Origin of the sequence: Sphingomonas sp. OK281, assembly GCF_900115295.1 — a bacterium.
Classification (GTDB): domain Bacteria; phylum Pseudomonadota; class Alphaproteobacteria; order Sphingomonadales; family Sphingomonadaceae; genus Sphingomonas.
In genome coordinates this window covers 293188-319062 of record NZ_FOVZ01000005.1, presented here as the reverse complement: position 1 = coordinate 319062, position 25875 = coordinate 293188, and the positions used below count along the sequence as shown (strand labels likewise).

Sequence of the window (25875 nt, the reverse complement as noted above, 5' to 3'; positions counted from 1 at the left end):
GCCCTCTCGCGGTATTTCCGCGCGACATAAGCCTGCGCGGCGGCGCGTGGCAATGCCGCGTGGTGCGATCCGTCCCGGCGAGCTAGGACGGCGGGCATGAGCCGCTTCACCGTCAACAACGAGCCGATCGAATACAAGCTCGACAACGAGACGCCGTTGCTATGGGCGTTGCGCGATGCATCGAACCTGACGGGGACGAAATACGGTTGCGGTACGGGGCAGTGCGGCGCGTGCACGGTCGATGTCGACGGACGCGCGATGCGGAGCTGTCGCGTGCCGATCGGTTCGATCGAAGGCGCCTACGTCACGACGATCGAGGGGCTGTCGCGCGAACGCAATCACCCGGTGCAGCTGGCGTTTATCGCGGAGTCGGTGTCCCAATGCGGGTTCTGCATCCCCGGGATGATCATGGCGGCGGCGGCGTTGCTGAAGCGCAATGCCGACCCGAGTGAAGCGCTGATCCGCGAGCAGATCACCAACCTGTGCCGGTGCGGGGTGTATCCGCGCGTGGTCGAAGCGATTCAGCGTGCCGGGCGGGCAATGCGCGGAGAAGAGGTGATCCCCGCCGGACCGCGGCCGGGGATCGATCCCGCGGACTCGGCGCGTTTGGTGCCGGCGCTGGTGCCGCCGCCGGCGCGGTAGGGCGCCGTCAGGGTCAAGCATGTTCTCATGAACATGTCGGCGGCTTCCACCACCCCGGCGAAGGCCGGGGCCCAATTGGAACGTCCAAGGTGATGGAGCGCGCACTTCGTTACTTGCCGCCCCCAGTTGGGCCCCGGCCTTCGCCGGGGTGGATACCTTCGGGTGAGTAACAACTGATCCCGACTAAACCTGTCTAATCGCTGACGAACCCATTCAGCCTCTCCACACTCCGCGGCGTCTATACCCGACCCATCATAGGAGCCGGCTCGTGCGCCGGCAGTCGAGGACGACGGCGATGACGGGCAAGTTTCTCAAACTCTTGATGGCGGCCTCCGCGTTGGTGCCGGCGACCATGATGGCATCGACCGCGACCGCGCAACAGGTCGACCAGGACCGCGGTGATCGTGGCCAGCGTCCCGACCGCGGCCAGCGTCAGGAACGCGGCGATCGCGGCCCGCGCCCAGACGGGCAACCCTTCCAGCAGCAGCAGCGCCCCGACCGCCCCGCCGCGCCCGATCAAGGCCAGCGCCCGCAGCGCGCCGATCTCGGCACGCAACCGCAAGTCCGCGGCGACCGTCCCGATGGACAAGGCCGTCCCGACTGGAACGGGCAGCGCGGCGGACAGCGTGGCGACAGTCAGGCGTGGAACGGCCAGCGTGGCAACGGTCAGGGCTGGAACGGCCAAACCCGTCCCGACCCGCGGGCCGGCCAGAACCGCCCCGACTGGAACCGCGACCAAGGACGCCCCGGTTTCGATCGCGGCAACCAGCAAGCGGATCGCGGCCAGTTCGACCGCAACGGTGGACGCGGCGATTGGCGCAACGACGCGCGCAATGACAACCGGGGCGACAACCGCGGCGACTGGCGCAACGGAGGTCGTGACGGCTACCAGAACCGTCAGCCCAACCGCGCCTATGGCAACGTCCAAGGCTATGGCCGCGGCGGCTACAACCAAGGTCGGTACAACCAGGGCGGCGCATGGAATCGCGGCTGGCGCACCGACAACCGCTACGCGTGGAGCAACTACCGCGCGTCGAACCGCGGCGCCTACCGCCTCCCGCGCTATTACGCGCCGAGCGGCGGGGGTTCGGGCTATCGTCGCTTCGGGGTCGGTTTTTCGCTGAACAGCATTCTCTACAACCAGAATTACTGGATCCAGGACCCGTACACCTATCGCCTGCCCGAGGCGTACGGCCCGTATCGCTGGGTGCGCTATTACAACGACGCGTTGCTGGTCGATCTCGACAGCGGCCGCGTGGTCGACACGGTGTACGACATCTTCTGGTAGGCTCCGGCTTACCGTCACGCAGTAACAGGGGAGAGCCCCGCGGTGGTCCAGATCACCGCGGGGCTCTTGCGTTTACCCCTCTTGCCTTTCGGGGCGAGTTCGCCAAATCCTGCGACGTGGGTATCTTTTCAAAAGCCAAGAAGGTCGATCCGGCCGCGGCAGTCCGCCAGGCCTTCGGATCGCAGGTCGCCGCGCGCCTCGACGCCAATCCGGCGGTGCAGCGCATCGCGATGGACACGGTGCAGTTCTATTATCAGGACCAGTTCCTCGATCCCGCGACCTGCAAGCAGCTGATCGCGGTGATCGATTCGAAGCGACGGCCGTCGACCCTGCTCTCCGATCGCCCGAACAGCAATTTCCGGACCAGCGAGAGCTGCGACATGGATCGCTGGTCCCCCGACGTGCAGCCGACCGACGAGGCGATCGCGACGTTGCTCGGGATCGACCTGCTGCACGGCGAGACGATGCAGGGCCAGCGCTATGCCCCCGGCCAGCAATTCCGCGCGCACCATGATTATTTTCACGAGTCCGAAAGCTATTGGGCCAGGATGCAGGAGCAAGGCGGCCAGCGCACCTGGACCGCGATGGTGTTCCTCAACGACGTCCCCGAGGGCGGCGCGACGTGGTTTCCGCAGGCCGGCGTGAAGATCGCGCCGAAGCGCGGCATGCTGCTGGCTTGGAACAACATGAACCCGGATGGGACGCCGAACGGGCTGACGCTGCACGAGGGCATGCCGGTGGTCGAGGGCGTGAAGTATATCGTGACGAAGTGGTTTCGCGAGCGGCCCTGGATCAAGTGAGGGGCGCAAACCGACTTTAACATCGCTCGCCCTCCCCTGTTGCGGATCCGCCCGGCGCGGATTCCTCATCTCGCCCCCCTCCCCGTTCGTCCTGAGTAGCCGTCGAGTAGGCGCCGAAGGCGGCGTATCGAGACGGCGTATCGAAGGACAGGTTGGCGCGCGGAACCCATGCTTCGATACGCGCCCTCAATACGCTCCTGACGGAGCTACTCGGTCGCTACTCAGCACGAACGGGGGGAGAGTTTACATTCCGCCAGTCCGCGCAAAATTGTTTCCCCGCGAAGGCGGGGACCCAGACTGGGCTCCCGCCTTCGCGGGAGAACAAGACGCACGTGGTGCACGCGGTAGCGAGATCGCCCTAACCGCGCGGCCCCTCCCGCTCGACAATCCCCCCAGAGCCACTACGTCCAAGGCATGACAGTTCTCGGCGTAACCTCTTCCATCCTCGGCCAACCCTGGCGTTGGCGAGCCCTAGCTGCCGACGGCCGGGACGGTTTCGGGATCAACGGTTCGGGCGACGACCTCGTCACCCAGCTCCTGCTCGCGCGAGGCTGCCCCCGCGATGCGCTCGACGCGCACCGTACGCCGTCGATCCGCGCATTCATGCCCGACCCGTCGATCTTCCGCGACATGGACCGCGCCGCCGAACGCCTCGCCGATGCTGTGCAAGCCGGCGAACAGGTCGCGATCTTCGGCGATTACGACGTCGACGGCGCCACCTCCGCCGCGTTGATGGTCCTCGTCCTTCGCGATCTCGGCATCGAAGCCCGCCCCTACATCCCCGACCGCCTGCTCGAAGGCTATGGCCCATCGGGCGAAGCGCTCGTCCGCCTCGCCGGCGAAGGCGCCACGCTGATCGTCACGGTCGATTGCGGCGCACAGGCGTTCGACGCGCTCGACGCCGCCCGCGACGCGGCAGTCGACGTGATCGTCATCGACCACCACAAATGCTCGACCGCGCTCCCGCACGCGCTCGCGCTGGTGAACCCCAATCGCCTCGACGAGACGGAAGGCGCGGCGCATGGCCATCTCGCCGCGGTCGGCATGTGCTTCCTCGCCGCCGCCGCGCTTGTCCGCACGCTCCGCGTCCGCGGCTTCTTCCAGGACCGTGCAGAACCGAAGCTGATCGACCTGCTCGACATCGTCGCGCTAGGCACCGTCGCCGACGTCGCCCAACTCCGCGGCCTCAACCGCGCGTTCGTGTCGCAGGGCCTCAAGGTCATGGGTTTGCGCAAGAACATCGGCGTCGCCGCGCTGATCGAAGCCTCGCGTTTGACCCGCAACCCGACCTGCACCGACCTCGGCTTTGCGCTGGGCCCGCGCATCAATGCCGGTGGCCGCGTCGGTCGCGCAGACCTCGGCGTCCGCCTGCTGACCACGCAGGACCCAGATGAAGCGCGCCAGATCGCCACTGAGCTCGACCGCCTCAACGAAGAACGCCGCGCGATCGAGACCGCCGTGCAGGAAGCCGCCGACCTGCTGTCCAGCCGCGACCGCGCAGTCGCAGTGGTCGCCGGCCACGGCTGGCACCCCGGCGTGATCGGCATCGTCGCCGGCCGCCTCAAGGAGAAGCTCGGCCGCCCCGCGATCGTCATCGCGATCGACGAGAACGGTATCGGCAAGGGCTCGGGCCGCTCGATCCCCGGCGTCGACCTCGGTGCGGCTGTGATGGCCGCGCGCGAACACGGCCTGCTCGTGGCAGGCGGAGGCCACGCGATGGCGGCCGGCCTGACGATCAGCGAGGCCGCGATCCCCGCCTTCACCGACTTCCTCGAGGAGCGCCTCGCCGCCGCCGTCGAACGCTCGAACGGCGACCGCGCGCTCCTGCTCGATGCCGTCCTCGCGGCAGGCGGCGTCAACCCCGGCCTCGTCGAATCGATGGAAGCCGGCGGCCCCTACGGCATGGGCTGGCCCGCCCCCCGCGTCGCGATGGGCCCGGTCCGCGTGATCAGGGCGGACGTCGTCGGCAACGGCCACGTCCGCACGATCGTCGCCGGCGACGACGGCCGCAGCATCAAGGCGATGGCCTTCCGCTCGGCCGAAAGCGCGCTCGGTCAAGCGCTGCTAGGCGCCGCCCCCCACCGCAAACTCTGGCTCGCCGGCCGAGCCAAGATCGACGACTGGTCCTCGCGACCATCCGCGGAATTACACGTCGAAGACGCCGCCTGGGCCGATTGAGGGGTTGACGCCAAAGCGGCTTCCTTTTAGGCGCCTCCAACCACGCAGGCCCCTTCGTCTAGCGGTTAGGACGCGGCCCTTTCACGGCTGAAGCACGGGTTCGATTCCCGTAGGGGTCACCATTCTCGAGTAAACCTCGGAAATGCGCGGATTTACGTCTCTTTTACCCGTCATGTGTACAGAACATGGGTACAGAAGAACGTGAAGAAGACCAACATGGCGTCCCCTTTCGCCGATCCCCGGACCGGGCAACTATACTTCAGACGGGCGGTCCCGGAAGCGCTTCGGCCGGCCTTCGACGGCAAGGCCGTCGTCAAGGTATCGCTCCGGACCAAGGACCCCGCCGAGGCCAAGATCGGCTTCGCGCGCGAGAACGCCGAATTCGAGACGAAGCTCGCCGAAGCGCGCCGCCGGTTCGCGGAAGGAACGTTGGTCCCAACCCCCGGCGCCGTGGTGAGGCGCTGGTGCGAGGAGCCCGCTACTGGCACCGGGCTGTCCGGTCAGCAGCGGCTAATCATGACCTTCATGGAACTGGACGCCGCGGCGGGCTCGCGGAAGTCGATCGGCGTGGACGACGTCTATCCGCCCGCCATCATGGGTCCACCGTCCAACACCGTCTGGGACCTTGTCTGCAAGGACAAGAACCGCTTCGAAGGGTTCCCGCATCGATGCCGAGAGCGGATCGCGCCCTGCCCTTCACCGCCCGCGTCGCGAAGCACAAGAACGCCGTCCCCAAGTGCGCGCCTCCTACGCTCAAGAAGCGCGTGGGCGCTCTCCAGGCGCTACTCACCTACGCATTCCATCAACGCTGGACTCCCGTGAACATCGGAAGCGGCATCAAGATCGTCGGCTACACCAAGAAACGACGAACGCGCCGCAGCTTCGAGGACCACGAGCTCGCGACCCTGTGCGCGAGCCCGCTTTTCGTTGATCCCGCGAACTGGGAAACCAGATCGCATATCAGCGACGTCACCGTCTTCTGGCTCTTCCTGCTTTCGATAACGACCGGTGCGCGGCTGGAAGAGGTCGGACAGGTCGCTCTCACGGACGTCTGCTCCGATGGGGACATCGTGTATCTCGACATCGATGAATATGTCGAGGACGAGGACGGCGAGGACAAGAGCGTCAAGACGGACGACTCGATCAGGCTCGTTCCGGTGCACGACAAGCTCGTCGAACTGGGGTTCTCCGACTACGTGGATGCGCTCACCGAGCTCGGCCATACGCAGCTCTTTCCCGACCTGAGGGAGAACAGCGTGGGCAAGCGCACGAAGGAGGCCAGCCAGAAGATAAACCGCATCATCGATCGTCACGTTTCCGACGACCGACGCCTGGTCTTCCACTCCCTCCGCCACGCGTTCAAGGCCAAGGGCAACGATGCGCGTCTAACCGATCGCACCCTGGATCAAATCTGCGGTCACGCACCCGTGAGCACGGGTAGCCGCTACGGGTCGGAGCCACGGATCAGGACGATCCACCGGGAACTTCACCAGATCGACTTCTCGTGCATCGACTGGGCACGGATCGCAATCGGCATCAAGAAGGTGAGGTGGAAGACACTCTTGAAGGCAGCGGACGCCTTCAAGTCCAAGAGACAGAACGAAAGCGCATCTTCGCTCGGACGATCCCGCGACCCCGGACATTGAGTGGCTTGGCCACGCGATCCGGTTAATCAGGATCGTCTACCTGGTGGAGTTGGTTTCTCGGACTCCGGCCGACCGGTTCCTACAGGAGAGGGTATTCAGTCCGCTCGACATGAAGAGCACCTACTTCAACGTGCCAGCGTCCGAGGTCGGCCGTCTCGTCAAGATCTACGCCGCGAAGGACGGCACGTTCGAGCCGCGTCCTTGGCTTTTCGGCGAGGGACCGTTCAAATACTTCTCGGGCGCGGGAGGTTTGACCAGCTGCGCCCACGACATGCTGAACTTCGAAGTCATGCTGCTCAACTCAGGCAGTTTCAATGGACGCCGGCTTCTCAAACCAGCGACGGTCGCACTGATGTCGCAAAACCATGTCGGGAGCCTTTTCGCGGACTGGATCCCCTTCGTCACTCGAGGAAACGGCTTCGGTCTCGGCGTCAGCATCGTCGAGGACGAAAGCCGCGGTGCGGGCAGAGCCGTGGGTGCGTTCGGGTGGGGTGGCGCCTACGGCACGGAGACGTGGGCAGATCCCAAGCTTGATATCGCCGCGGTAATGCTGATCCAGATGGACCCGGCGCCACCGTCACCCAAGAGCGATTTCACCAAGGCCATCCGCAAGGCAATCGTGGCCTGACGCAATGCGTGCACGCGGACGGCAACAATCCGAGCCGTCGTCCGCTATCGCCGCTCAGGGCTTGACCAGATACTGATCGTTGATTGCCCTGCACGAGCCAGCGATCGTTGCGGGACGGGTCAGATCGATGCGCTCGACCAAATCCAGGTTCAGAGCGCCGGATCTCGCCTTGTCTCCCACGGCAAGCGCCTGATCCGCGGCGACGTAAGTCCGCAATGCTCCCTTCGCATCGGCTCCGGCCTGTGTGATCAACGCCGGGCCAGCCATGCAGCTTTGAACCTTCGCGAGCGCGGTAGCGAAAGCAGTCTCCGCAGCCGTTCTCAAACCTGCCAGCTTGACGTCGTCTGCCGCCGCCGCAGACGCTGCCGTGGCGGGAATGAGTGCCTGCTGAAGCTGGGTCGTCACCTCCGTCTTGACCTTCTCGTCGCTCAGTACCGTGGCGATGAACGACAGGAAGCCCGACTCGCTTTGCGTCTCTGTCGTCAGAACGCTGACCGTTAACGGCTTGGCAGCCTGCGTCTTGGCGAGGGTAAACCAAGCGGACTCTCGCGGACTGGAGTTCGTCGATGTCCTGCTCGGGTAGCGGACGATGACCCCGGGCTCGTGGCGCCCCAGATTCAGGCTAGCTGCGGGTGCCGTATCCAGCGACGGTTGCGAGCCGGGAGCAGTGATCGCAACGAAAAGAGCGATGCTACGCGCCTTCCCGGGTCGAAGCGCACGCTCCCCTATCGGGATCCCAAGGTAGGATACCGTCGGCCGGACGGCCAGCGAGGTCTTATCCTTCGAACCGATGATCTCGCCTTCGAAGAAGAAGTCAGGCGTGGCTGCCGGATAGGTGCCGTTCGCAACCAGCGCGTTGCGGGATACCTCAAGGCCGTCAGTCCAAGACGATGTTCTTTCCGTCGCCGGTGCCTCCGCCCACATCCGTCCGCGGACGACCTGTATGCACTGCGGGAAGGTCGTTTCCGATGGCTCGATGTTACGCGCCGCGGTCACCGTCCAGGTTTTAGCCTTCGCCGCCTCGCCGAGCGCCTTGCCGATGAGATTTACTCCCTGCGATATCGCGGCGGCAGCGATTGCTCCGAGAATGCGCTTCTGACCTTCATCCGAAGCACCGTCGTTCTCCGTGAAGGCACATTTGCCGACGGACACAACAGTCGCTTCGTAGTCTCCCGGCCTCGCGTCCTTCGCCGACGCTGCGTTCGGAAACATGACAGCGGCAACCGCAATCACGCAGATGGCTTTATTGGTGTTCCTGCCCATCGACTCCCCCCTCATCATCAGCAAAGCGTTCGGTCGGCAACGCAACGTTGCGCCCATGGAAGGGCGGTCAACCGAGCGTACACGCCGAACTTGTCCGGTAACGCGCACCCTTCGCCCCAACTAACCACGCCAATCTGCGCACGGGAGCCGCGAACCACACCAGTAAGCGGCCCGCCGCTGTCCCCCTGGCAGGAATCCTTCCCGGTGCGTTTGTAGGCGGCGCAGACCATGCTCGCCCCGATTGCACCACCGTATGCGACTGGATCGTTGCACTGCTTGTTCGACATGATCCGCAGATCAACGGCTCGAAGATCTCGAACCGGGCCTGAACCCGAGGACGTCGCGCCCCACCCGGTGACTTTGACGTTCGTACCGGGCGCGTCGGCCGTGAGATCGCCGGCAGCGATCAAAGGGATGACCTTCCCGAGCGGTGTTGCATCGTCGCCGAGTTCGAGGATCGCGACGTCGGAGCCTTGGGTCGCGGAGACGTAGTCGGGATGCAGATGGATGAGCGCAACCTTCAAGCGCTTGCCGTCCAGTGCAAGATTCGTAGCGCCTACGACGACATCCAGAGCGGTGGCCGGCGTCCCCCTATCTACACAGTGCGCCGCCGTAAGGACCGTCCTGGGCGCGACCAGGCTGCCGCCACAGAACAGGATACGCGAGGAAGCGTCGTTTCCGGGCAATACCAGGGCCACCTGCCACGGGTTGTCCCCGGCCTGGGCGAAGTAACCATCGACGACCTTTGGTTCGACAAGCCACTTTCCCGTCGCGGCGAAGGTCCTCGCGTTCTCTATCGGCCCCGAAACGGTGCCCGGCTCCTGGCTTCCGGCCAGAAGAAGGGCTGCGGGGAGCATCGCCAAGGGCAACCAGGGCTTCACGAGGGCACCTTCAGGACGGATATGCGCGCTTCGTCGGCCTCGACCCCAGGATCGTTCTCGAGCACGACGACGCGTTCCGGAGGCACGCCGAGGCGGAGCACGTAATCCCTTATCCGAAGAGCACGAACACGACCGACCAACTTGGCTTGCCCAATATCGGTAACGCTGCCGCTTCCAGTTCTGATCGTGACGGCCGTAGAGGGCGCGGAAAGCTTGCGGGCAGCATCCCCGAGCGGCGTCCAGTCATTCGCGTCGGCGTACTCGTCCCCCGTCGCGAAACCCAGGCGTACGTCGAGCTTGATCTGCTCGCGATTGACGGTGCTGACTCCGTCGATCCATCCGAAACGCCCATCTGGCGCCAGGATACGAGCGAAATGGCCCTTGGATTCCAGCAATTGCACTCGCGACCCGGCCGAGAGGATACCGAAGTTCGCGCCCCCCTTGCGACGTTGACGGACCGATACAGGGGAGTTGGTCACAGCTGTCACCTTCCCATCCACCATTCGGGTGGACTGCAACGCCCCAAGTAGGATGGCGATGTTCTCCAACGGCGGCTCCGGCTGCGGCTGTGGAATAGTCTGAGGCTGAGGCTGAGGCAGCGGTTGCGGTTGCGACACAGGCTGCGGCTGCGGCACGGGCTGCGGCTGCGGCTGCGGCACAGGCTGCGGCTGCGGCACAGGCTGCGGCACAGGCTGCGGCTGCGGCACAGGCTGCGGCTGCGGCACAGGCTGCGGCTGCGGCACAGGCTGCGGCACGGGCTGCGGCTGCGGCTGCGGCACAGGCTGCGGCTGCGGCACAGGCGATCCCTCAGATCCAATCTCAGCAAGCTTAGCACGAGCGGCTGCGGCATGCGTGGAAATGGGGTGGAACGACACGAAGTCCGTGAGCTGGGCGACCAGTTGCCCGATCGGGATCGTGCTCACGACGGATGCCCACTCCTCTTCGGTCGTGACACTTTCCGGCTTCAACCCATCCATCGGCAGATCCCATACCCGGGACAGGCTACTCATCGGTGTCTGACGACCGCCGGTGGCGGCGACGACGTCGGTATCAACACCAGCGAGAGCCCGCGCCAACGGCGCGTTGCGCACCAGCCTCGAAGCGAGATGCCTGGTGTATATGCTGCTCGTCGAGGGGGGATCGGAAGAAGTCCGACTGTAGGCGACCATCTTGGGCTGCGCCGCGAACGCTATCACGAACGGGCCAATCGGTCCGCCAGCCGGTGCAAGTCCCTGCACGCCACCGGTAGCGAGAACCCCGGCGTTGGTCGCGTCGAATACATCTCGATCGTCGTTGGACGTACCCGTGAAAGGATCGGCCCGACAGGCATCGAGCACGACGACGGCGACCGCCGCCTGGGCCTTCGCGATCTCACCGATGACGTAGTCAACGCTTATCCAGTCAAGGCCCGGATACTCGGGGTTCGCAGCGCCGTCCGAACCAACCAGATAGTTTATGCCATCCACCTGCACGCCATGACCGCTGTAGTAGACTACAGCGAGATCGCCCGGCGCGAGCTTGGCCCTAAAGGCCGCGATTTTGGCGAGAAGAACCGACCGTTCCGAACGACCGTCGACCGGCGCGCGGTCGATGCTGTCGAAATGGAGGGCCTTGAGCGTCTGCTCGAACTGTTCGGCGTCCATGCGGGGCGTGGTGAGTTGGCGAGCATTGTCGTAGCTGGCTATGCCGATCACCAGCGCTCTTCGTGCTGGGCGCTCCACCTTCAGCGACCACCCCGGCGGCGTCGGCAATTGCGCTGCGAGTGGAACGGCTACGAGGGTCACCAAGCAAGCCGCAGGCAAAGTCCACCGTTGCATAACCGCCCCCGGATATTGTTTTAGTGTTATCCCTTCTTTTCATGGCTACGGCCTTGAGTCGATGATCATTTTATTACAACAAAGTCCACACCCAGCGGTGCGGAGACATCAAGGTTCCGATCACGGTGACCCTTTGCGTGACCCCGAGCGTCGACTATATTACCTATTCGGAACTTGCCAAACCGGCGAGTGAAACGGTTGCTGAGGCAAAGGCACCGACCCGAGTCGTCGACACCGCGTCGACGACGTCAGACTTTCACGCGTTCTATTATCCGCAACGCCTTACGCTTCCCGCCCTATCGCAATCCGGCTCTTCTCCGCGCGAACTCGATTGTCTTCTTGAAATTGTCGTAACCAAACGGATTGTTCAACAATCCCGTGTAGTTATGACCCAGCTTCGCCATTCCCTGCGGATAGTAGTTGAACACGTGATCGACTCGATGTCTTTCGAGCGCCCGAGCCATGGCCTGAGCGTCTCGAGGAAACGTATCGGCCTGATTACCATCGGTTATGTAGGTCGGCGGGTAGCTTGAACTCACACCCCGAATGACGTCGAGTTCCCTCGCCCGCTCATCCTGCGCCACGTCCTTCGTGCCTAGGTAGGCTCTGAATATTCTGTCGGTCCCCCAATTGAGATCGCTGACCCGCAACGGGGGAGAAAACAGGATCAGACCCTTCACGTCGGCTCTTTGGATGGTAGGTCGAATACCGATCCTGGAAGCATACTCCCGGTCCGCCAGGATCAGTCCGTACTGTGCTGACATCTGCGCGCCGGCGCTGGTCCCCATTATAATGACGTTCCCCATGTCGAGCTCGTATTCCTCGGCATGCTCGCGAAGGAACCCAAGGGCTTGATTCAACTGGCGAAGTGCGACGGGATACCGATAGGCTGGAGCGAGTGCGTAATCGAGATTCACGACGTTGAACCCCGCCTTCAGCAGAAGTAGGGTTGGCCGCTGCGCGCCACCGATGCCATCGGCACCCGCCAGTGGGTCCCCGCCATCCTTGCTTCCGATGAACCACCCCCCACCGTGGATGTTGACGATCGTGGGACGTCGGGATCCATTTCCGGTCGGTAGGGACCAGATGTCGAAGAAGCTGTTTGGATAGCGGTGACCATACCCCACGTCGCTTCTGAGGCGCACGCCATCGGGGCGGTTTCTGTCGGCAGGTCGTTGTCGCGGTATGAACGTATTCGGGCCGCTCTTCCGGTTCCAGTAGGCCACCGTCTGAACGAGGCGGATCGGACCGTCCTGACTCTTTGCCAGGTAGACCCCGAAGACTGCCAGTACAGCCAAAAGCGCAACGGCACCGATCAAAGCCCATCTGGCCAAACTGCGAATCATCCTCCTTTTCCGCATGACGTCCCTAATGTTCGAATTGCAGAGCCAAGCCTGGCTTATCGTTGCCGGGCTGACGCCTCCTCGGGCGGTTTGGTACGTACCGGGACACGGTTCGGCACAAGAAACCTGGCCTTCGCCGGGAAGAGCGCGCGTCATCCCATCGGTGATCAAACTGTTCGACGGATGTGGATCGAAACGAACCTCACCGCCCGCGCGCACCCTCCCCTCCATCGCCGGCTGAATGCCTCCCATTCGACGTTCAAGTCGTATGCTCGCCTCTGATCCGTCAAATACGTCAATGATGCCGAGAAAACGCCCTACCCGCCGCGGTGATCGGATGCCGAGTTTCCTCGAGCGTGAAACTGCTTCTCATCGGTTCATGGCCGATAACCTGCAAATCCTCCATTGGTCGAGCCGTCTAGTCGCCCCCCGCGGCAACGAGGGTATCCCCCTCGCGCAAGAAATCGCGCACCATCCCAGGCGGCCTGTGCGTCAACTCAAGTCGGTCACGCATGGCATATCAAAACCGCGGATCGATTAGGCACCAGGAGTAATCCAGTTGAACAATTGGTTCCTCTGTGGTACCTATAGGTATGCCTTCTATGTCCGTCTCACTCGTCGCTCATCTCAGCGCCGGATTATCCGAGCAGAGCCGAAGAAATATCCATGACTTTCTAGTCACCGGTTTCCATATCGCGATTGAACGGAGGATCTTGTCGCCGGGCGACCTGATACCGAGCGAGCGTGAACTGTCTGCGGAGTTGGGCGTCTCTCGAAACGTCCTGCGACGCGCGATCAGCACGCTGGAGGGCGACGGATTCCTCGTCACACGGCATGGCCATGGTACGGTCGTTCCCTCCGATCACCGAAAGTCCACGAACTCGAGTTTCGGATTTTCGGAGGAGATGGCTCGACGCGGCTTCACCGTGACCACTAGGGTCCTCCGTGCCGAGGTTCGGTTTCCGACGCCGACCGAGTCGATCAACCTCGGCATCGGACCGACTGACGAACTGATAGATTTGGCTCGGGTCCGATTGGCGGATGGCGAGCCGGTCGCACTGGAACTGGCGCTTATACCCGCGTGGGCGCTGCCAACCAGCTACGACGCAACCACGTCCCTCTACGTGACGATGGAGGGGCACGGCACGAGGCCGGTCCGCCTGCTGCAGGAGATCGGCGCCGTAGCTGCCGATGCCGATGCCGCTCGAGCGCTCGGCGTCCCTCTTGCCGCGCCGATGCTAAGGATCACCCGCAAGGGGTTCGGTGCGGACAACGCCGTGGTCGAGTTCACCACATCATACTTCCGCAACGATCGATACACCTGGGTTACGGAAGTCCGGCGGTGAGTGCGGGTCATTCCGTCAGCGGCAGCGTCTACTGCTCCGGCAGCTGGGTTCGAGGACGCGTCGAGTACCGGGACGGCATCATATCGAGGGTCGTCGGTATCGATATCGTCGGCGACCCCGAACCTCCCTACATCATTCCCGGCTTCATCGATCTTCACGTGCATGGGGGCGGGGGAGCGGATGTCATGGGCGGTGCGTCCGAGCTCGCCACCATGTGCGAATACCATGCGAGCAACGGGACGGTAGCGCTCTGCGCGACGACGGTAACCGCCCCGTTGGCGGACATCGACCACGCGCTCTCGGGTGCGAGGGAGTACATGGACGCGCCGGTTCCCGGAGCCGCGGAGGTGCTGGGAGTCCATCTGGAAGGTCCCTTCATCAACCCGGCCAGACTGGGCGGCCAGCCACCGTTCGCGATCCCACCTCGGATCGAGCTGCTTGCAGGGTGGAAGGACATCGCTCCTGTTCGCATCGTGACGCTCGCACCCGAGCTTCGGCGAACATCGTCAGAGCGTTCAAGATGCGCGTCGAGATCTACGATGGCGACCGGAGCTCTCTGGAAGCCTTGAGCGGCCTCGCGACGGGGCGCGCCGACCTCGCCATGATGGAACTGCAGACGGATCCTCGCCGTGCGCATACGCAGATATTGGAAGCGATCTCAATATTCGAAGAGCTGGCGGAACAGGCTCCGAACAGACCCAGCCTTACTCTGGGCTTGCCGTCGGCTCTGAAGATGAAAGCTCGTATAGAAGAACACTGGCCCCAAGTGATGTCCGATTGAAACGGTATTGAATTCTGGTTTATCACCGCCTGCGGCCATGACGGACATCGCAGTCCCGTTCGACGATGTCGGAGTAAGGTGCGGGTGGATACTCGCGGCGGCGCGAAAACGAGGCTACAGTGCGCTTGGCACTACCGCACCGGGGGAAGCCCAGCCCAGCTTATTGCGGATAGCATCATATCCGGTGGTGATCAGCCCGCCTGAATCGGTGACTGCGGCTTGGAAAACCGTGTCCACGGCCCCTTACAAGATGCGCAACCGCTGACTTGGTAGGGCGGTTTCAGTGCTCGTTCGAATGCCGGTCTTCCGCTGGTGTATAGTAGCGCGCGATATCCGCTTCGGTGAGCGCATGACCGCTCGATTCTTCGACGAGCGCGGCGATTTCGCCATCCGTCCTGCCGGCGTCGCGCAGCTGCTCGATCTCGTCGCTTACCATGTTGATAAAGGCAGGCACTGGGAACCGCTCCTCGCCCAGGCCTAGCGCATCGCGCATATGCTTTTGCGCACGCAAGGCTTCGGGAAGCGTGAACGCGATATCATCGGCCATCGAATGTGCCTTTCATGGAAGTTATGAAAAGGTCGGGGGGCATCGGCCCCCCGACATCGTACTGCTTATGCGGTGACCGCTTCCGCCTTGGCGTTCACGCTCGACGTTGCCATCGCCGTCAGCTTGTCGTCGGTCGCATATTCTTCGTCGAGCGTTTCTTTTAGGATTGCCGCGATATCGGCGCGACCGAGCTGGTTCGCCCAGGCGATCAATGTGCCGTACCGGGCGATCTCGTAATGCTCGACGGCCTGTGCCGACGCGATCAGCGCGGCATCGAGCACTGCCTTGTCCTCGATCTCGCCGGCGACTTCGTTGGCTTCCTTGATGATGCCGTCGATCGCCGGGCAGGTCACTGCCTTTGCCTTCTCGCCGAGTAGGTCGAAGATGCTCTCGAGGCGCGTGATCTGTCCTTGCGTTTCACTCAGATGGGTTTCGAAACCCTGCTTCAGGGCTGGCGCCGTTGCCTTGTCGGCCATCTTCGGCAGCGCCTTGGTGATCTGGTTTTCCGCGTAATATACGTCCTGCAACTGGTGCAGGAACAGGTCGTCGAACGTCACGATGTCTTTGGAAAACAGGCCCATGATAGTGTCCTTGCTGAGCGGATAGCCGCGAAGCAAACTGCTCCGGCACCGTCGCAACGCGCCGGCTCCGGGGTAAGTTTCGCTCGGATCAGCGCGGCCTCAGCGGGCTATAGATTTGCCTGCTCGTCGACCGGCAGCTCTGCGCCGGGACCATAATAAAGCTTGGCGCAATCGTCGCGAAGGCACCCTCCCTCGATGACGATGTCATCGCGGTAGGCGTCGCCGATGAACGCCAGCGTGTCGACGTGCTGCGCTTCGAAATACATCTCATGAACATCATCGCGGCCCGCCCCGTAAACGACGCGACCGACCTTCGACCAGATCGACGCCATCGTGCACATGCCGCAAGGCTGCAGCGTGGAGTAGAGCGTCGCACCGCGCAGTTCCAGTTCTCCGGTGCTTTCACAGGCCCGTCGGATTGCCATCATCTCGGCATGCGCGGTCGCGTCCGGTAACTCCTTCGTCTGGTTGCGCTCGCCCGCGATAATTTTGCCATCGAGCACGATCACGCATCCCAGCGGCGAGGTCGAAGGATCGGATCCCTTCGATCGTGCGATCGCGATCGCTTCGCGCATCCAGCGTTCGTCATCCTGCGTCATCGTCTTGGCTCCCTGCTACGGCCGCACAACGCGTAGCGGACACAATGGATCGTTCGGTGCGGTCATCTTCGAATGCGAAGATTAGCCAGCCGCTACCGCTCCTTGCTGCGGGTCGGGAAGACAGGGCCCCGGACAGTCATTTTGGCAGGATCGTAGGGTTTCTGCAGCCCAGCGATATCGTCATAGGAGCCGCGCAACCACGTATCGATGTCTGCAGGGTCCAGGATCGTGATCATGGCTTTCGGGTGGATCGGCGCCACCAGCGTGTTGGGATCGCACGTGACCATCGTGAACCCGTTCCCTTCCGCGGTATGCTGCCAAAACCCGGCGACTGCGAACACCGGCTGATCGACAACGCTGAACCATATTTCGCCTTTGAGCGGCGGTTTGCCGTCGCCCAGGTCATGCTTGTCGGGCGTGAACTCGCAGAATTCGGTCAACGGCACGAGGCACCGGTTTTCCGGCTTCTCCGCCAATTTACGCCATTGTGGGAGGGCCAAGTTACGGACGTTGGTCATCGGCCATGGTGCCTTGCCGCCCAGCACATCCCACGACATCACATCCCAGGCACGCTCGCCGCCCTGTTCCCGCACCACATAGTTTCGGCTCTTGGGGCGAAGCTCGCGCGGGTCGAACCGGTTGTCGCGCGGCCGCTCGCTAAAGATCTTTGCGGCAGACTCCCAATGGGTTTCGGGTTCACCGAGCATGCGAGCGCGATTGCACATGGTCGCTGCCTTAGTTGTCTATTGCCTGATCACGGATCGCGGCTGTGGTCCGGGCCAGCAGGTCAAGAATGCGTTCGTCGGTCTCGCTTTCGGAGAACGCCTCGACGATCTGTGCCGCCTGTTCGAAATCACTGTTTGGCTCACTCATCGTGCTACGATGCCCGAGCATGAGCCAACCGGCAATGCGGCGGGTTGCATAGTCCTGCGACAGAGCGCCCCCGCGGGACGTCGCTATCGCCCTAGGGGCGATCTTCAGCGCGGCCCCGCCGCACAGATGGCGTCGAACGGATTATCATCGCGGGCAAGCGTCTGGAGGGACGCAAGGCTCGTGCGCGCTCAAATGTCGGCAATTTCGGGAAGTGTGCCACGTGGCACACCTTAATCGACATCATGCCATTGAAACGGACACGGTCACGAGGCGGTGCGTTCATGTCCAATTGGACGGAGAACCATAATGGCCGATGACAAAAGCAAAACCGACGAGCGTGATCGTAGCCGTGTCTCGGGTAGCGAGACGTATGAGGTCCAGTATTTTGCTGAGAAGCACGGGTTGACCGCGCAGCAGGCGCGCGATCTGATCGCCGACATTGGCAACGATCGTGAGAAGCTCGATGCTGCCGCGGGCGAGCTCAACGGTGGGCGCGGTAAAGCTTGAATGCTACCGGGGGCGCCGGTTCCCTTTGGCAGGAGACGGGGCGGAACTGCCTGTGGCGCACAACGGGGCTCCCGTATCGTAAACCGGTTACGGATCAGGCGCCCCGTCTCCCGACATGCCATAGAAACGATCGAAGCAGCCTCCCATCTAACCGCTCATGACCAATAGCATTCTTCATATCGGGCTGATGGAAGACGGGGAGATCGAGCTTGATCTAGCCGCGCTAGAACTCGCAGCGCTCGATCATCCTGGTATCGATCTCGATGAATATATTGACGAGCTCACCGACATAGAAATAGCCCTGCGCGCCGCTGACGGCGACGCAGCGAACAGCGTCGCTCAGGCCCAGGCTCTGAGCAGCGTGATGGTTGAAGAGTTCGGGTTCTCCGGCGACCGCACGCACTACGACGATCCCCAGAATGCGGACCTGATCGCTGTCGTTGATCGTCGGCTCGGGCTGCCGATCAGTCTGTCGATCATCTATGTGGCGATGGCACGCCGCCTTGGTTGGTCGGCGATGCCGCTAAATACCCCCGGCCACGTCCTGGTCCGCCTTGGTGACGCATCGGATGCGCTGATCATCGACCCCTTCAACGATGGTCGCATCGTCGCCCCTGCACAGGTGGAAGCCTTGTTGGAGCAAATGACGGGCCAAGCGCGGTTCTCCGACGGGATGCTTCCCCTGTCGAACCGATCGGCGCTCGTCCGACTGCTGCTCAACCAAGCGACCCGTGCCGAGCAGGCCGGGGATCCCGCGCGCGCGCTGGTCCTGTACGACCGCATGACCATCGTGGCACCCACGCACGCCCATGGTTGGTGGGAGCGCGCCAGACTGCAGCTGGTCGCAGGTGATGTGGCCGGCGCCCGCAGCAGCCTCAGTGCGATGCTGGAGATCACCCGGGACGACGATCTGCGCCTGCAGGTATCGGCAGCGCTCGATGCCCTTCCCCGGCCAACGCCGTCATGAATATTGCGGTGGATCGACCCTTGTCGTGATGCCTTATCCTAAGCGCGTCCATCGGCGCTCATGCCAGGTCCGGGACTGAACCGCGTCTCCGAAACGCCAGAACCGGGTCTCGCGTGTGGGGGGACCTGCGCGGACGAGCGTCCAGCACTCACCCGTCGGCAGCTCCACGATGCGGTGAATGTGCGCAGCGTCGACATGGTAGGTTTCGCCAGGGAGTCGGTGAACCAGTTCGCTGTGCCAACCGCCGTTTGGATCCAGGTGAAACACCTCTTCGACATAGCCGCCATCAAGGATCTCGGTGTCGAAGCTCCAGGGGTGATCATGCGGGGTCGCATGCGGCTCTTCCATCTTGAACCGGTGCAGTGCGCGTCCGTCATCCAGATGGTATTTGGTGAAGGCCCGCGACATGCGCTCGACGCTGACGATCCGCGTGCCTTCGGGAACGCGGGCAACGGCTGCTCGCGGTAGTCGCATACTCACGGTTCGGTTACCTCTTCATAACAGCCAGCGCGCCGCAGTTGCCGGACAATCCCGTTGAACGCCGCGGTCACGCCCTGCGCCCTGCCGATCTCGTTTTCCTGTCGGGCGGCATCCCAGTAAAGTTCGAGCGGCCAGCGTTCCGGGCAGTGCGGGAGTAGACAGCGCAGCGCCAACCGGATCTCGACGACATCGACGCGAGCGTCCGAGCAGCGCGCAACGCCGCCCCGCAAGATATGCACCGATAGCGCGATGACAACGCGTTGATGACGGACGAGCTTGGCCATCAATGGAAGTCGTGAGATTTGAACTTCACGACAGCTTCCGGATCCATGCCGTCCGCATGGGGTGGCCAGTAGGAATTGCGCGGGTTCGGGCTCCAGCCCTTGTCCCCGCGGTCGGGGGAGCCGGCATGCTTCGCGCCGTCACCGCGGCCGGTCCGGTGCGGGAACGACATCTCGCCGACCCGGTGCAGCAGATCGCCGTAGTCGATGATCCGGTCGCAGATGACGTGGATGACCTCGCCCTCCTTCTGCACCCTGCCCTTCATGCCGATCATCGACGCGGACATGACGGTGCGGCGCTGGCGCTCGAACCGATCGGGCCACAGGATGCCGTTGGCGATGCCGGTCTCGTCTTCGATCGTGATGAACAGCACGCCTTTGGCAGACCCCGGCTTCTGGCGAACGAGGATGATGCCGGCGACTTCGACATGCCGTCCGTCGCGGATAGTCGCGAGGTCCGCGCATTTGGTCACGCCACGCCTGGCCAGCTCATCGCGGACGAAGGTCAGCGGATGCGCGCGCAGCGAGAGTTGCAGCGCGCGGTAGTCCTCGATCACCTCACGACCGTCGGTCAGTGGCCGCAGTTCGACATCAGGCTCAATCCCTTCCGCGCTGACAACCTGGTCCGCGCGGTCGGCCGCGGCGAACAGCGGCAGCGGCGCTTCGCCGAGCCCCCTCACCTTCCACAAGCCCTGCCGACGATCGGCACCAAAGCTATGGAAGGCATCGCCGTCCGCGAGCTTCTCGATCGCCGCGCGCTGCACGCCCGATCGCCGCCATACGTCTTCGACGCTCTCGAACGCGGTCAGCACGCGCGCGCCGACGATCTTGGCGCCATCCGCGTTGGACAGGCCGCGGATCTGCCGGAGCCCCAGCCGTACGGCGAGGTAACGCCCGCCATACGGCTCCAGCGTGCAGTCCCAGCGGCTTGCGTTGACGCACGGGGGGCGAACCACGACGCCGTGTTCGCGCGCATCGCGGACAATCTGCGCGGGTGCGTAGAAGCCCATCGGCTGCGCATTCATCAGTGCCGCGCAGAACACGTCCGGGTGATGATGCTTCATCCACGACGATGCGTAGGAGATCTTGGCGAACGAGGCCGCGTGGCTCTCGGGGAAGCCGTAAGACCCGAACCCCTCGAGCTGGCGGAAGGTGCGTTCGGCAAATTCGCGCGGATAGCCGCGCTCGACCATGCCCCCGATCAGCTTTTCGCTGAAGTGCGACACGCCGCCCGTGAACTTGAACGTCGCCATGGCGCGGCGCAGCTGATCGGCTTCTGCCGGCGTGAACCCGGCACCGACGATCGCGACCTTCATTGCCTGTTCCTGGAACAGCGGCACGCCGAGCGTCTTCTCGAGCACCGCGCGCAACTCAGGGCGCGGGTATTCCGGTTTCTCCAGACCTTCGCGCCGGCGCAGATACGGGTGGACCATGTCGCCCTGGATCGGTCCCGGTCGTACGATCGCGACCTGGATGACAAGGTCGTAGAAACGTCGCGGCTTCATCCGCGGGAGCATCGACATCTGCGCGCGGCTTTCGATCTGGAAGGTGCCGAGCGTGTCGGCCTTCGAGATCATCGCATAGACGTCCGGGTCGTCGTCCTGCAGATCGGCCAAACCGACCCGCAGCCCCTTGTCCGCCTCGAGCATGTTGAACGCGCGGTTCATGCACCCGAGCATGCCGAGACCCAGCACGTCGACCTTCATGAACTTCAGCGCATCGATGTCGTCCTTGTCCCATTCGATGATCTGCCGATCTTCCATCGCAGCAGGTTCGATCGGGACCAGATCGTCGAGACGGTCATGGGTGAGGACGAAGCCACCCGGATGCTGGCTCATATGGCGCGGTACGCCGATCAGCTTGCGGGCCAGCTCGAGCGTCAGGCGCAGGCGACGATCGCCGATGTCGAGGTTCAGCTCGTTGACCTGCTTTTCGCCGACGCCTTCGGCCGACCAGCCCCACACCTGGCCGGCCAGTGACGAGGTCAGGTCCTCCGGCAGGCCGAGCGCCTTGCCGACGTCGCGCACCGCGCCGCGCGCCCGGTAGCGAGTGACGACTGCAGTCAATGCCGAATGGTTGCGGCCGTAGGTCTCATAGATCCACTGGATGATCTCTTCGCGTCGCTCATGCTCGAAGTCGACGTCGATATCGGGGGGCTCGCGGCGCTCGCCCGAGACAAACCGTTCGAACAGCAGCTCGTGCTTGATCGGGTCGATCGAGGTGACGCCGAGCACGAAGCAGACGCAGGAATTCGCGGCCGAGCCGCGGCCCTGACAAAGGATGCCACGCCGGCGGGCTTCGCGGACGATCGCGTAGACGGTCAGGAAATACGGCGCATAGCCGAGCTCGCCGATCAGCCGCATCTCGTGGGCAATCTGCTCGGTATAGGCAGCCGGCACCGCGCCGTTGAACATCACGTCGACGGCGTCTTCCGCCAGCTTCTGCAAGGCCTCTTGCGCGGTCAGCCCGTCGATCAGCCGCTCATGCGGATACTGATAGGCCAGTTCACCCAGATCGAAGGTGCACAGACGGGCAATGTCGACGCTGGCGCGCAGCGCATCGGGATACGCCTTGAACCGCCGGACCATTTCGTCGGAGGATTTGAGTGCCCGATCGGCGTTGACCTCGCGCCGGTAGCCGAGTTCGTCGACGGTGCATTTCTCGCGTACGGCCGTCACCACGTCCTGGAGAAGCCGGGCCTCCGGCGCGTGGTAGAGGACATCACCCGTCACCACCGCGCGAACGCCGGCGCCGCCCGCCTGCCGCGCCAACGCGTCGATCCGCACGGCATCGTCCGGCCGGCGCCGCTGGAACAGCGCCATATACCCGCGACGGCCATAGACCGTTTTCAGGTCGGCGAGCGCTGCCAGATTCTCCTCGTCCGGCTCAACCGGCAGCAGGATGGCGATCATGCCGTCCGACCAGGGCTCGAGGTCATGCCAGTGGAGAAGACAGCCACCCTTCCCCGCCCGCTTCTTGCCCACCGTCAGCAGACGCGTCAGGCGCGACCAGGCGGGGCGGTTGGTCGGGTAGAGCAGCAACTGCCGGCCACAGGATAGATTGACGCGCGTTCCGGCGATCGAGCGGACGCCCGTCGCCTTCTGCGCTTCCCATGCGCGCACCACACCCGCGACCGTGCCGATGTCGCTGACCCCGATCGAGGGATAGCCGAGCAGCGCCGCTGCCGCGAACAGCTCCTCGGGGCTCGAGGCGCCGCGCAGCAGCGAGAAGTGCGTAAGGACCTGGAGCTCGACATAGTCGGTCATGCGAACACGCCGTGCATCCACCAGCTTAGATCGCCGGTGTCCTCGACGAACCCGTCGCCACGCCGGAACACCCAGTAGCGACCGCCCGCGTCATCTTCGACGCGGTAATAATCGCGCACCGCCCATACTTCCGCGTCGCGACGCCACCACTCACCGTGGATCCGCTCGGGGCCGTCGCCGGCAACCACCTTGTGCGGCCGACCGCGCCACTCGAACCGCCGGGGCGGCTGATCGGGCATCAGCGCTATGACGCCCCATAGCGGTTCGGGTCTGGCCAGCAGGCGCGTCGGTCGGCGCCATTTCGGCCAGCCCGCGGGCGCCACCACCGGGTCGGCGCGCATGACGGCGCGCTCGGGCACGTGGCTTTCAACAGGGGCAATCCGGAATACGGCGTCAGCGCCGATGCGGCCGGCAACGACGTCAACGAGACGGGCTGGATCACGCACGAGTACCTCACCGGCGAGAACCGCCCCGAGGTCGACCGCGTCGAGTGGCTCGGTGTGCGGCGCCGCCAGATAAAATTGCTCGAGGCCCAAGCCTGGATCGATCCGTTCGATCCTGAGCTTCATGAGCCGCAGCAAGTGCGACACCTCGCGCGTCGGGCGTGAGGTGCCGACGGCCACGACCTGCTCGGTGCCATCGACGCGTAAGCCACCCAGCCGCAGCGACCGGACGCCGAGCCCCTTTGCGCGCAGTAGCTCGGCCATGTCGCCGAGCAGATCCTCCATGACCTGCGCAATCGCGTCTGCGGTGACGATCGGTTCGAGCAGCCGACGTTCGACGACCGGCATGACCTCGTCGGTGCGCGGCGTGATGGGTTCGGCGACCGCGCCGAGTGCCTGATCGAGCCGCGTGATGGCGGCCAGCCCGAGCCGGCGTGCCAAAGGCCCGCGCGCGACCGGTAGAAGATCGGCGACGCGTTCGAAGCCGAACTTGCGGGCGGCGACAAGCGCCGTGCCTGCTAGGCGCAAGGCCGCGACCGGTAGGCCGCTGAGCGCTTCGACCGTCCGCCCTGTGGGCACGATCGCGATGTCGGCAGGCCCGAACCGGGCAATAGCGTGTGCCGCACCCGGTGTGTCTGCAACCGCCACGCGGGCGGTGAACCCGGCACGCTGGCAAAACGCGCGCAGACGCCGGCAGAACCGTTCTTCGCCGCCATGGAGATGCGCGCAGCCGGTCAGGTCGAGCCACAGCCCGTCGGGCGGTGTGGCGGCTGCGATCGGCGACCAGCGGCGCACCGCGCGTAGCGCGAGCTGATCCAGCATCGCGGCATCCGCCTCCGTCTCGGACGGTCGGATGTCGAGATCGGACACCAGCGCGCGCGCATGGGTCGCGGCCATCCCGATCGTGATCCCTAACGCGGCAGCGCCATCGCAGGCGGCAACCACCTCTTCGCGCCGGCCGACCTTGCCCACCAGCGCGAGCGGCGCCCTGTGAAACACGGCAACGGTCGCCGCGACCCTGTCGTGACTGTCGGCTTGCTCTGGTCCGTGAAACGGATGGTTCGCCGCTTCCGATCGCCGGCCAAGTTCACGCATGGGTGGTTTCGCATGCGCGGGCAGCGCTGCGATCTCACCTTCCACATCCTGCCTGGTTGGCATGTCGGCACGAGCCCACCGCGCACCCGGCCGCCATCCGCCGCCCCGCGGTACCGAACACGCACCGGGATCGTCGTCGACGGGAAGCTGAAGGGCTGGCCGCTCAGGCGACCGCGTAGCGTGCCGGTCCAGCCGTCTCAGCCGCTCGATAGCCAAGTGCGGCAGGAACAGCGAGACAACCCGTCTCATCGCAGCCCTCCAAAATCATCGAAAATGCTTCGCCGCCACGCTGCCGTGCGACCTCGACCTGCCACCGCGATCGGCCGACGCCGGCGACGCCCAGGCGCTCGGACGACGCACTGGCGATCCGCCAGCGCGTCCAGGCCGCAGACGGTTCGGCGAGAGGATCCTGGTCGCGGTTACGTCTGCGTCGCAGGATGAGAACGGGAATGTCGGCGTCGGCCGCGACCAGTTGCAGGCGCCGGGTCGCCACCATCGGCATCCGGCTAACCTCGGCGATCACCGCGGACGGCGTTCCGTCGCGCACCGCGTCTTCGACGACGGCCAGCAAGGCTGCATCGTCACGGGGTTGTGCGTGAATCAAGTCGGCAGATGATAGCCCCGCCTGCTCCAAGCCCGGCGCATAGAGATCGTTGCGACAGCTCACCCATAGCACCGGTCCGCCTGCATGCGCCGCTTCTCGCGCGGCGATGCCTGCGAGGAACAGCGTTGCTGCGGCATCGTCGACCATCGAACAGCTTTGTGCGGCGACCTCGTGCAGTGCTCCAGCGCGAAGGCCCCTGCTTGCGAGGCGATCGTCGAGCGCAGGGATACCGAACGGCATGATGCGGTGATCCACCACCGGCGTTGCGATTGTCCGCAGGTGGGCGATGGTGGTCGACAGGGACTCGAGGGCGGTGATCATGGTGTCTAGACTCTACCTGTTCCCTTTATGTTCCGTTACCAGAACCGTTTGGTCAAGCGTCAGACTCAAGACTCATGTGGATAAGGTGTCGGCGAACAACTTATTCTGGCCGTATGGTACCCATTGTGAGACCCGACAACCGAAGGTGCAGGGGACGGCGGACGTCCCTGAGTGGAATGGTAAGAACCGACAGACCGCTCCCCCCTGCCACCCCGACGGCAAATATGGTATCGGTCCGCATGCTCAAGACAAGAATGAAGCGGCTCGCCGTTCGCGGCGATCGCGCTATGCAGCGCCTTGCCGAGGTCGAAGCCGCGATCACGAACCTATCGAACGAGGATCTGCTCGACCTAGCTGACATTTTCAAGGCCGAACCCCGCTCGCCAATTGGGCATTTCGCGTTTGTCGAAATGGAGCGGCGGGATATCAGTCTGTGACGGTCTCGCGGGTGCCCGTTGGATGGATCAGGCGTCCACGCTTGGCCTCATCGGTACCGGTAAGTATATTCTGCTACTAGCCAAAATCCCGATCGACCTACTGTACAGCAATCCTCGATGTGGTTTGGCCAATACGAGCGTTCGCAAGACAGATCGAATTCTCAAGAATGACCGGGATGGGGAATGAAAGCGGAACGGCGGCTTTCGGGAAGGTGCTGGCGATAGCCGACATTCTGTGGCGCTGCCTCCTTTTACAGGAGT

General features: G+C 64.0%; 26 protein-coding genes and 1 tRNA gene. 13 read left to right on the top strand and 14 right to left on the bottom strand.

Translation table 11 applies throughout. The features are described 5' to 3' along the window. Positions 1-96 precede the first annotated feature (96 nt). From BM244_RS18130 to BM244_RS18100, 8 genes are all read left to right on the top strand, one after another. Positions 97-642 carry a (2Fe-2S)-binding protein gene (locus BM244_RS18130; protein ID WP_093400305.1) on the top strand — a complete coding sequence of 182 codons (546 nt, stop codon included), beginning with the start codon at positions 97-99 and terminating at the stop codon, positions 640-642. Positions 643-937: 295 nt separating this feature from the next. Beyond that, the gene (locus tag BM244_RS18125; protein WP_093400304.1) at positions 938-1930 is read left to right on the top strand and encodes an RcnB family protein; all 993 of its coding nucleotides are present in this window, start codon (positions 938-940) and stop codon (positions 1928-1930) included. 116 nt (positions 1931-2046) lie between these two features. Next, positions 2047-2730 (top strand): prolyl hydroxylase family protein, encoded by a 684-nt coding sequence (locus BM244_RS18120; RefSeq protein ID WP_093400303.1) that lies wholly within the window; start codon positions 2047-2049, stop codon positions 2728-2730. 414 nt (positions 2731-3144) lie between these two features. Next, on the top strand, positions 3145-4908 hold the full coding sequence (gene recJ / locus BM244_RS18115; RefSeq protein ID WP_093400302.1) for a single-stranded-DNA-specific exonuclease RecJ: 1764 nt from the start codon (positions 3145-3147) through the stop codon (positions 4906-4908). Positions 4909-4955: 47 nt separating this feature from the next. Further along, a tRNA-Glu gene (locus BM244_RS18110) sits at positions 4956-5030 on the top strand. Positions 5031-5109: 79 nt separating this feature from the next. Further along, positions 5110-5730: a DUF6538 domain-containing protein gene (locus BM244_RS23635; protein ID WP_254784550.1), complete on the top strand. Its 621-nt coding sequence runs from the start codon at positions 5110-5112 to the stop codon at positions 5728-5730. Beyond that, positions 5727-6554: a site-specific integrase gene (locus tag BM244_RS23630; RefSeq protein ID WP_254784548.1), complete on the top strand. Its 828-nt coding sequence runs from the start codon at positions 5727-5729 to the stop codon at positions 6552-6554. Before BM244_RS23635 ends, BM244_RS23630 begins: the two co-directional genes overlap by 4 nt. 43 nt (positions 6555-6597) lie before the next feature. Continuing rightward, positions 6598-7182 (top strand): serine hydrolase domain-containing protein, encoded by a 585-nt coding sequence (locus tag BM244_RS18100; RefSeq protein WP_175518284.1) that lies wholly within the window; start codon positions 6598-6600, stop codon positions 7180-7182. A 54-nt stretch (positions 7183-7236) separates the two neighbouring features. Here BM244_RS18100 and BM244_RS18095 read toward each other — a convergent pair whose 3' ends face one another. The 4 genes from BM244_RS18095 to BM244_RS18080 form a co-directional block, all read right to left on the bottom strand. Next, the gene (locus BM244_RS18095) at positions 7237-8445 is read right to left on the bottom strand and encodes a hypothetical protein (RefSeq protein ID WP_139226966.1); all 1209 of its coding nucleotides are present in this window, start codon (positions 8443-8445) and stop codon (positions 7237-7239) included. Between the two features lie 17 nt (positions 8446-8462). Then, positions 8463-9326: a serine protease gene (locus BM244_RS18090; RefSeq protein ID WP_093400299.1), complete on the bottom strand. Its 864-nt coding sequence runs from the start codon at positions 9324-9326 to the stop codon at positions 8463-8465. After that, positions 9323-11020: a caspase family protein gene (locus BM244_RS18085; protein WP_175518283.1), complete on the bottom strand. Its 1698-nt coding sequence runs from the start codon at positions 11018-11020 to the stop codon at positions 9323-9325. The genes BM244_RS18090 and BM244_RS18085 overlap by 4 nt, the downstream gene beginning before the upstream one ends. Positions 11021-11439: 419 nt before the next feature. After that, positions 11440-12489 (bottom strand): alpha/beta hydrolase, encoded by a 1050-nt coding sequence (locus BM244_RS18080; RefSeq protein WP_175518282.1) that lies wholly within the window; start codon positions 12487-12489, stop codon positions 11440-11442. A gap of 590 nt (positions 12490-13079) precedes the next feature. On the opposite strand from BM244_RS18080, the gene BM244_RS18075 reads away from it, so the two are divergent. Both BM244_RS18075 and BM244_RS18065 read left to right on the top strand, forming a co-directional pair. After that, positions 13080-13832, top strand: a complete 753-nt coding sequence (locus tag BM244_RS18075; protein ID WP_093400296.1) for a GntR family transcriptional regulator — start codon at positions 13080-13082, stop codon at positions 13830-13832. A 520-nt stretch (positions 13833-14352) separates the two neighbouring features. Beyond that, positions 14353-14613, top strand: a complete 261-nt coding sequence (locus BM244_RS18065) for a hypothetical protein (protein WP_139226965.1) — start codon at positions 14353-14355, stop codon at positions 14611-14613. Between the two features lie 280 nt (positions 14614-14893). Here the strand turns inward: BM244_RS18065 and BM244_RS18060 are convergent, their stop codons facing one another. The 5 genes from BM244_RS18060 to BM244_RS23210 all read right to left on the bottom strand — a co-directional run bounded on the left by BM244_RS18060 (position 14894) and on the right by BM244_RS23210 (position 17213). After that, positions 14894-15160 (bottom strand): hypothetical protein, encoded by a 267-nt coding sequence (locus tag BM244_RS18060; RefSeq protein WP_056056324.1) that lies wholly within the window; start codon positions 15158-15160, stop codon positions 14894-14896. Positions 15161-15225: 65 nt separating this feature from the next. Further along, entirely contained in the window at positions 15226-15741 is a 516-nt protein-coding gene (locus BM244_RS18055; protein WP_093400407.1) for a YciE/YciF ferroxidase family protein, read from the bottom strand. Between the two features lie 107 nt (positions 15742-15848). Beyond that, positions 15849-16340, bottom strand: a complete 492-nt coding sequence (locus tag BM244_RS18050) for a nucleoside deaminase (RefSeq protein ID WP_093400293.1) — start codon at positions 16338-16340, stop codon at positions 15849-15851. A gap of 92 nt (positions 16341-16432) precedes the next feature. Continuing rightward, positions 16433-17065 (bottom strand): SOS response-associated peptidase family protein, encoded by a 633-nt coding sequence (locus tag BM244_RS18045; protein WP_093400292.1) that lies wholly within the window; start codon positions 17063-17065, stop codon positions 16433-16435. A gap of 10 nt (positions 17066-17075) precedes the next feature. Next, complete coding sequence (locus BM244_RS23210; RefSeq protein ID WP_175518280.1) at positions 17076-17213, bottom strand: hypothetical protein; 138 nt, start codon at positions 17211-17213, stop codon at positions 17076-17078. A gap of 306 nt (positions 17214-17519) precedes the next feature. Between BM244_RS23210 and BM244_RS18040 the strand changes: the two genes are divergently transcribed. Beyond that, the gene (locus BM244_RS18040) at positions 17520-17720 is read left to right on the top strand and encodes a DUF3606 domain-containing protein (RefSeq protein WP_093400291.1); all 201 of its coding nucleotides are present in this window, start codon (positions 17520-17522) and stop codon (positions 17718-17720) included. 157 nt (positions 17721-17877) lie between these two features. Further along, a complete protein-coding gene (locus BM244_RS18035; protein ID WP_093400290.1) occupies positions 17878-18687 on the top strand; it encodes a SirB1 family protein in 810 nt (269 codons plus the stop codon). A gap of 33 nt (positions 18688-18720) precedes the next feature. Here BM244_RS18035 and BM244_RS22755 read toward each other — a convergent pair whose 3' ends face one another. The 5 genes from BM244_RS22755 to BM244_RS18010 form a co-directional block, all read right to left on the bottom strand. Next, on the bottom strand, positions 18721-19095 hold the full coding sequence (locus tag BM244_RS22755; protein WP_139226964.1) for a hypothetical protein: 375 nt from the start codon (positions 19093-19095) through the stop codon (positions 18721-18723). Positions 19096-19163: 68 nt separating this feature from the next. Next, on the bottom strand, positions 19164-19451 hold the full coding sequence (locus BM244_RS18025; RefSeq protein WP_056413837.1) for a hypothetical protein: 288 nt from the start codon (positions 19449-19451) through the stop codon (positions 19164-19166). Continuing rightward, the gene (locus BM244_RS18020; protein WP_093400288.1) at positions 19451-22714 is read right to left on the bottom strand and encodes an error-prone DNA polymerase; all 3264 of its coding nucleotides are present in this window, start codon (positions 22712-22714) and stop codon (positions 19451-19453) included. The genes BM244_RS18025 and BM244_RS18020 overlap by 1 nt, the downstream gene beginning before the upstream one ends. Then, a complete protein-coding gene (locus BM244_RS18015) occupies positions 22711-24501 on the bottom strand; it encodes a Y-family DNA polymerase (RefSeq protein WP_368086089.1) in 1791 nt (596 codons plus the stop codon). Before BM244_RS18015 ends, BM244_RS18020 begins: the two co-directional genes overlap by 4 nt. Continuing rightward, a complete protein-coding gene (locus BM244_RS18010) occupies positions 24416-25177 on the bottom strand; it encodes an ImuA family protein (RefSeq protein WP_254784546.1) in 762 nt (253 codons plus the stop codon). Before BM244_RS18010 ends, BM244_RS18015 begins: the two co-directional genes overlap by 86 nt. Before the next feature lie 239 nt (positions 25178-25416). Between BM244_RS18010 and BM244_RS18005 the strand changes: the two genes are divergently transcribed. Then, on the top strand, positions 25417-25614 hold the full coding sequence (locus tag BM244_RS18005) for a hypothetical protein (RefSeq protein WP_093400286.1): 198 nt from the start codon (positions 25417-25419) through the stop codon (positions 25612-25614). Positions 25615-25875 lie beyond the last annotated feature (261 nt).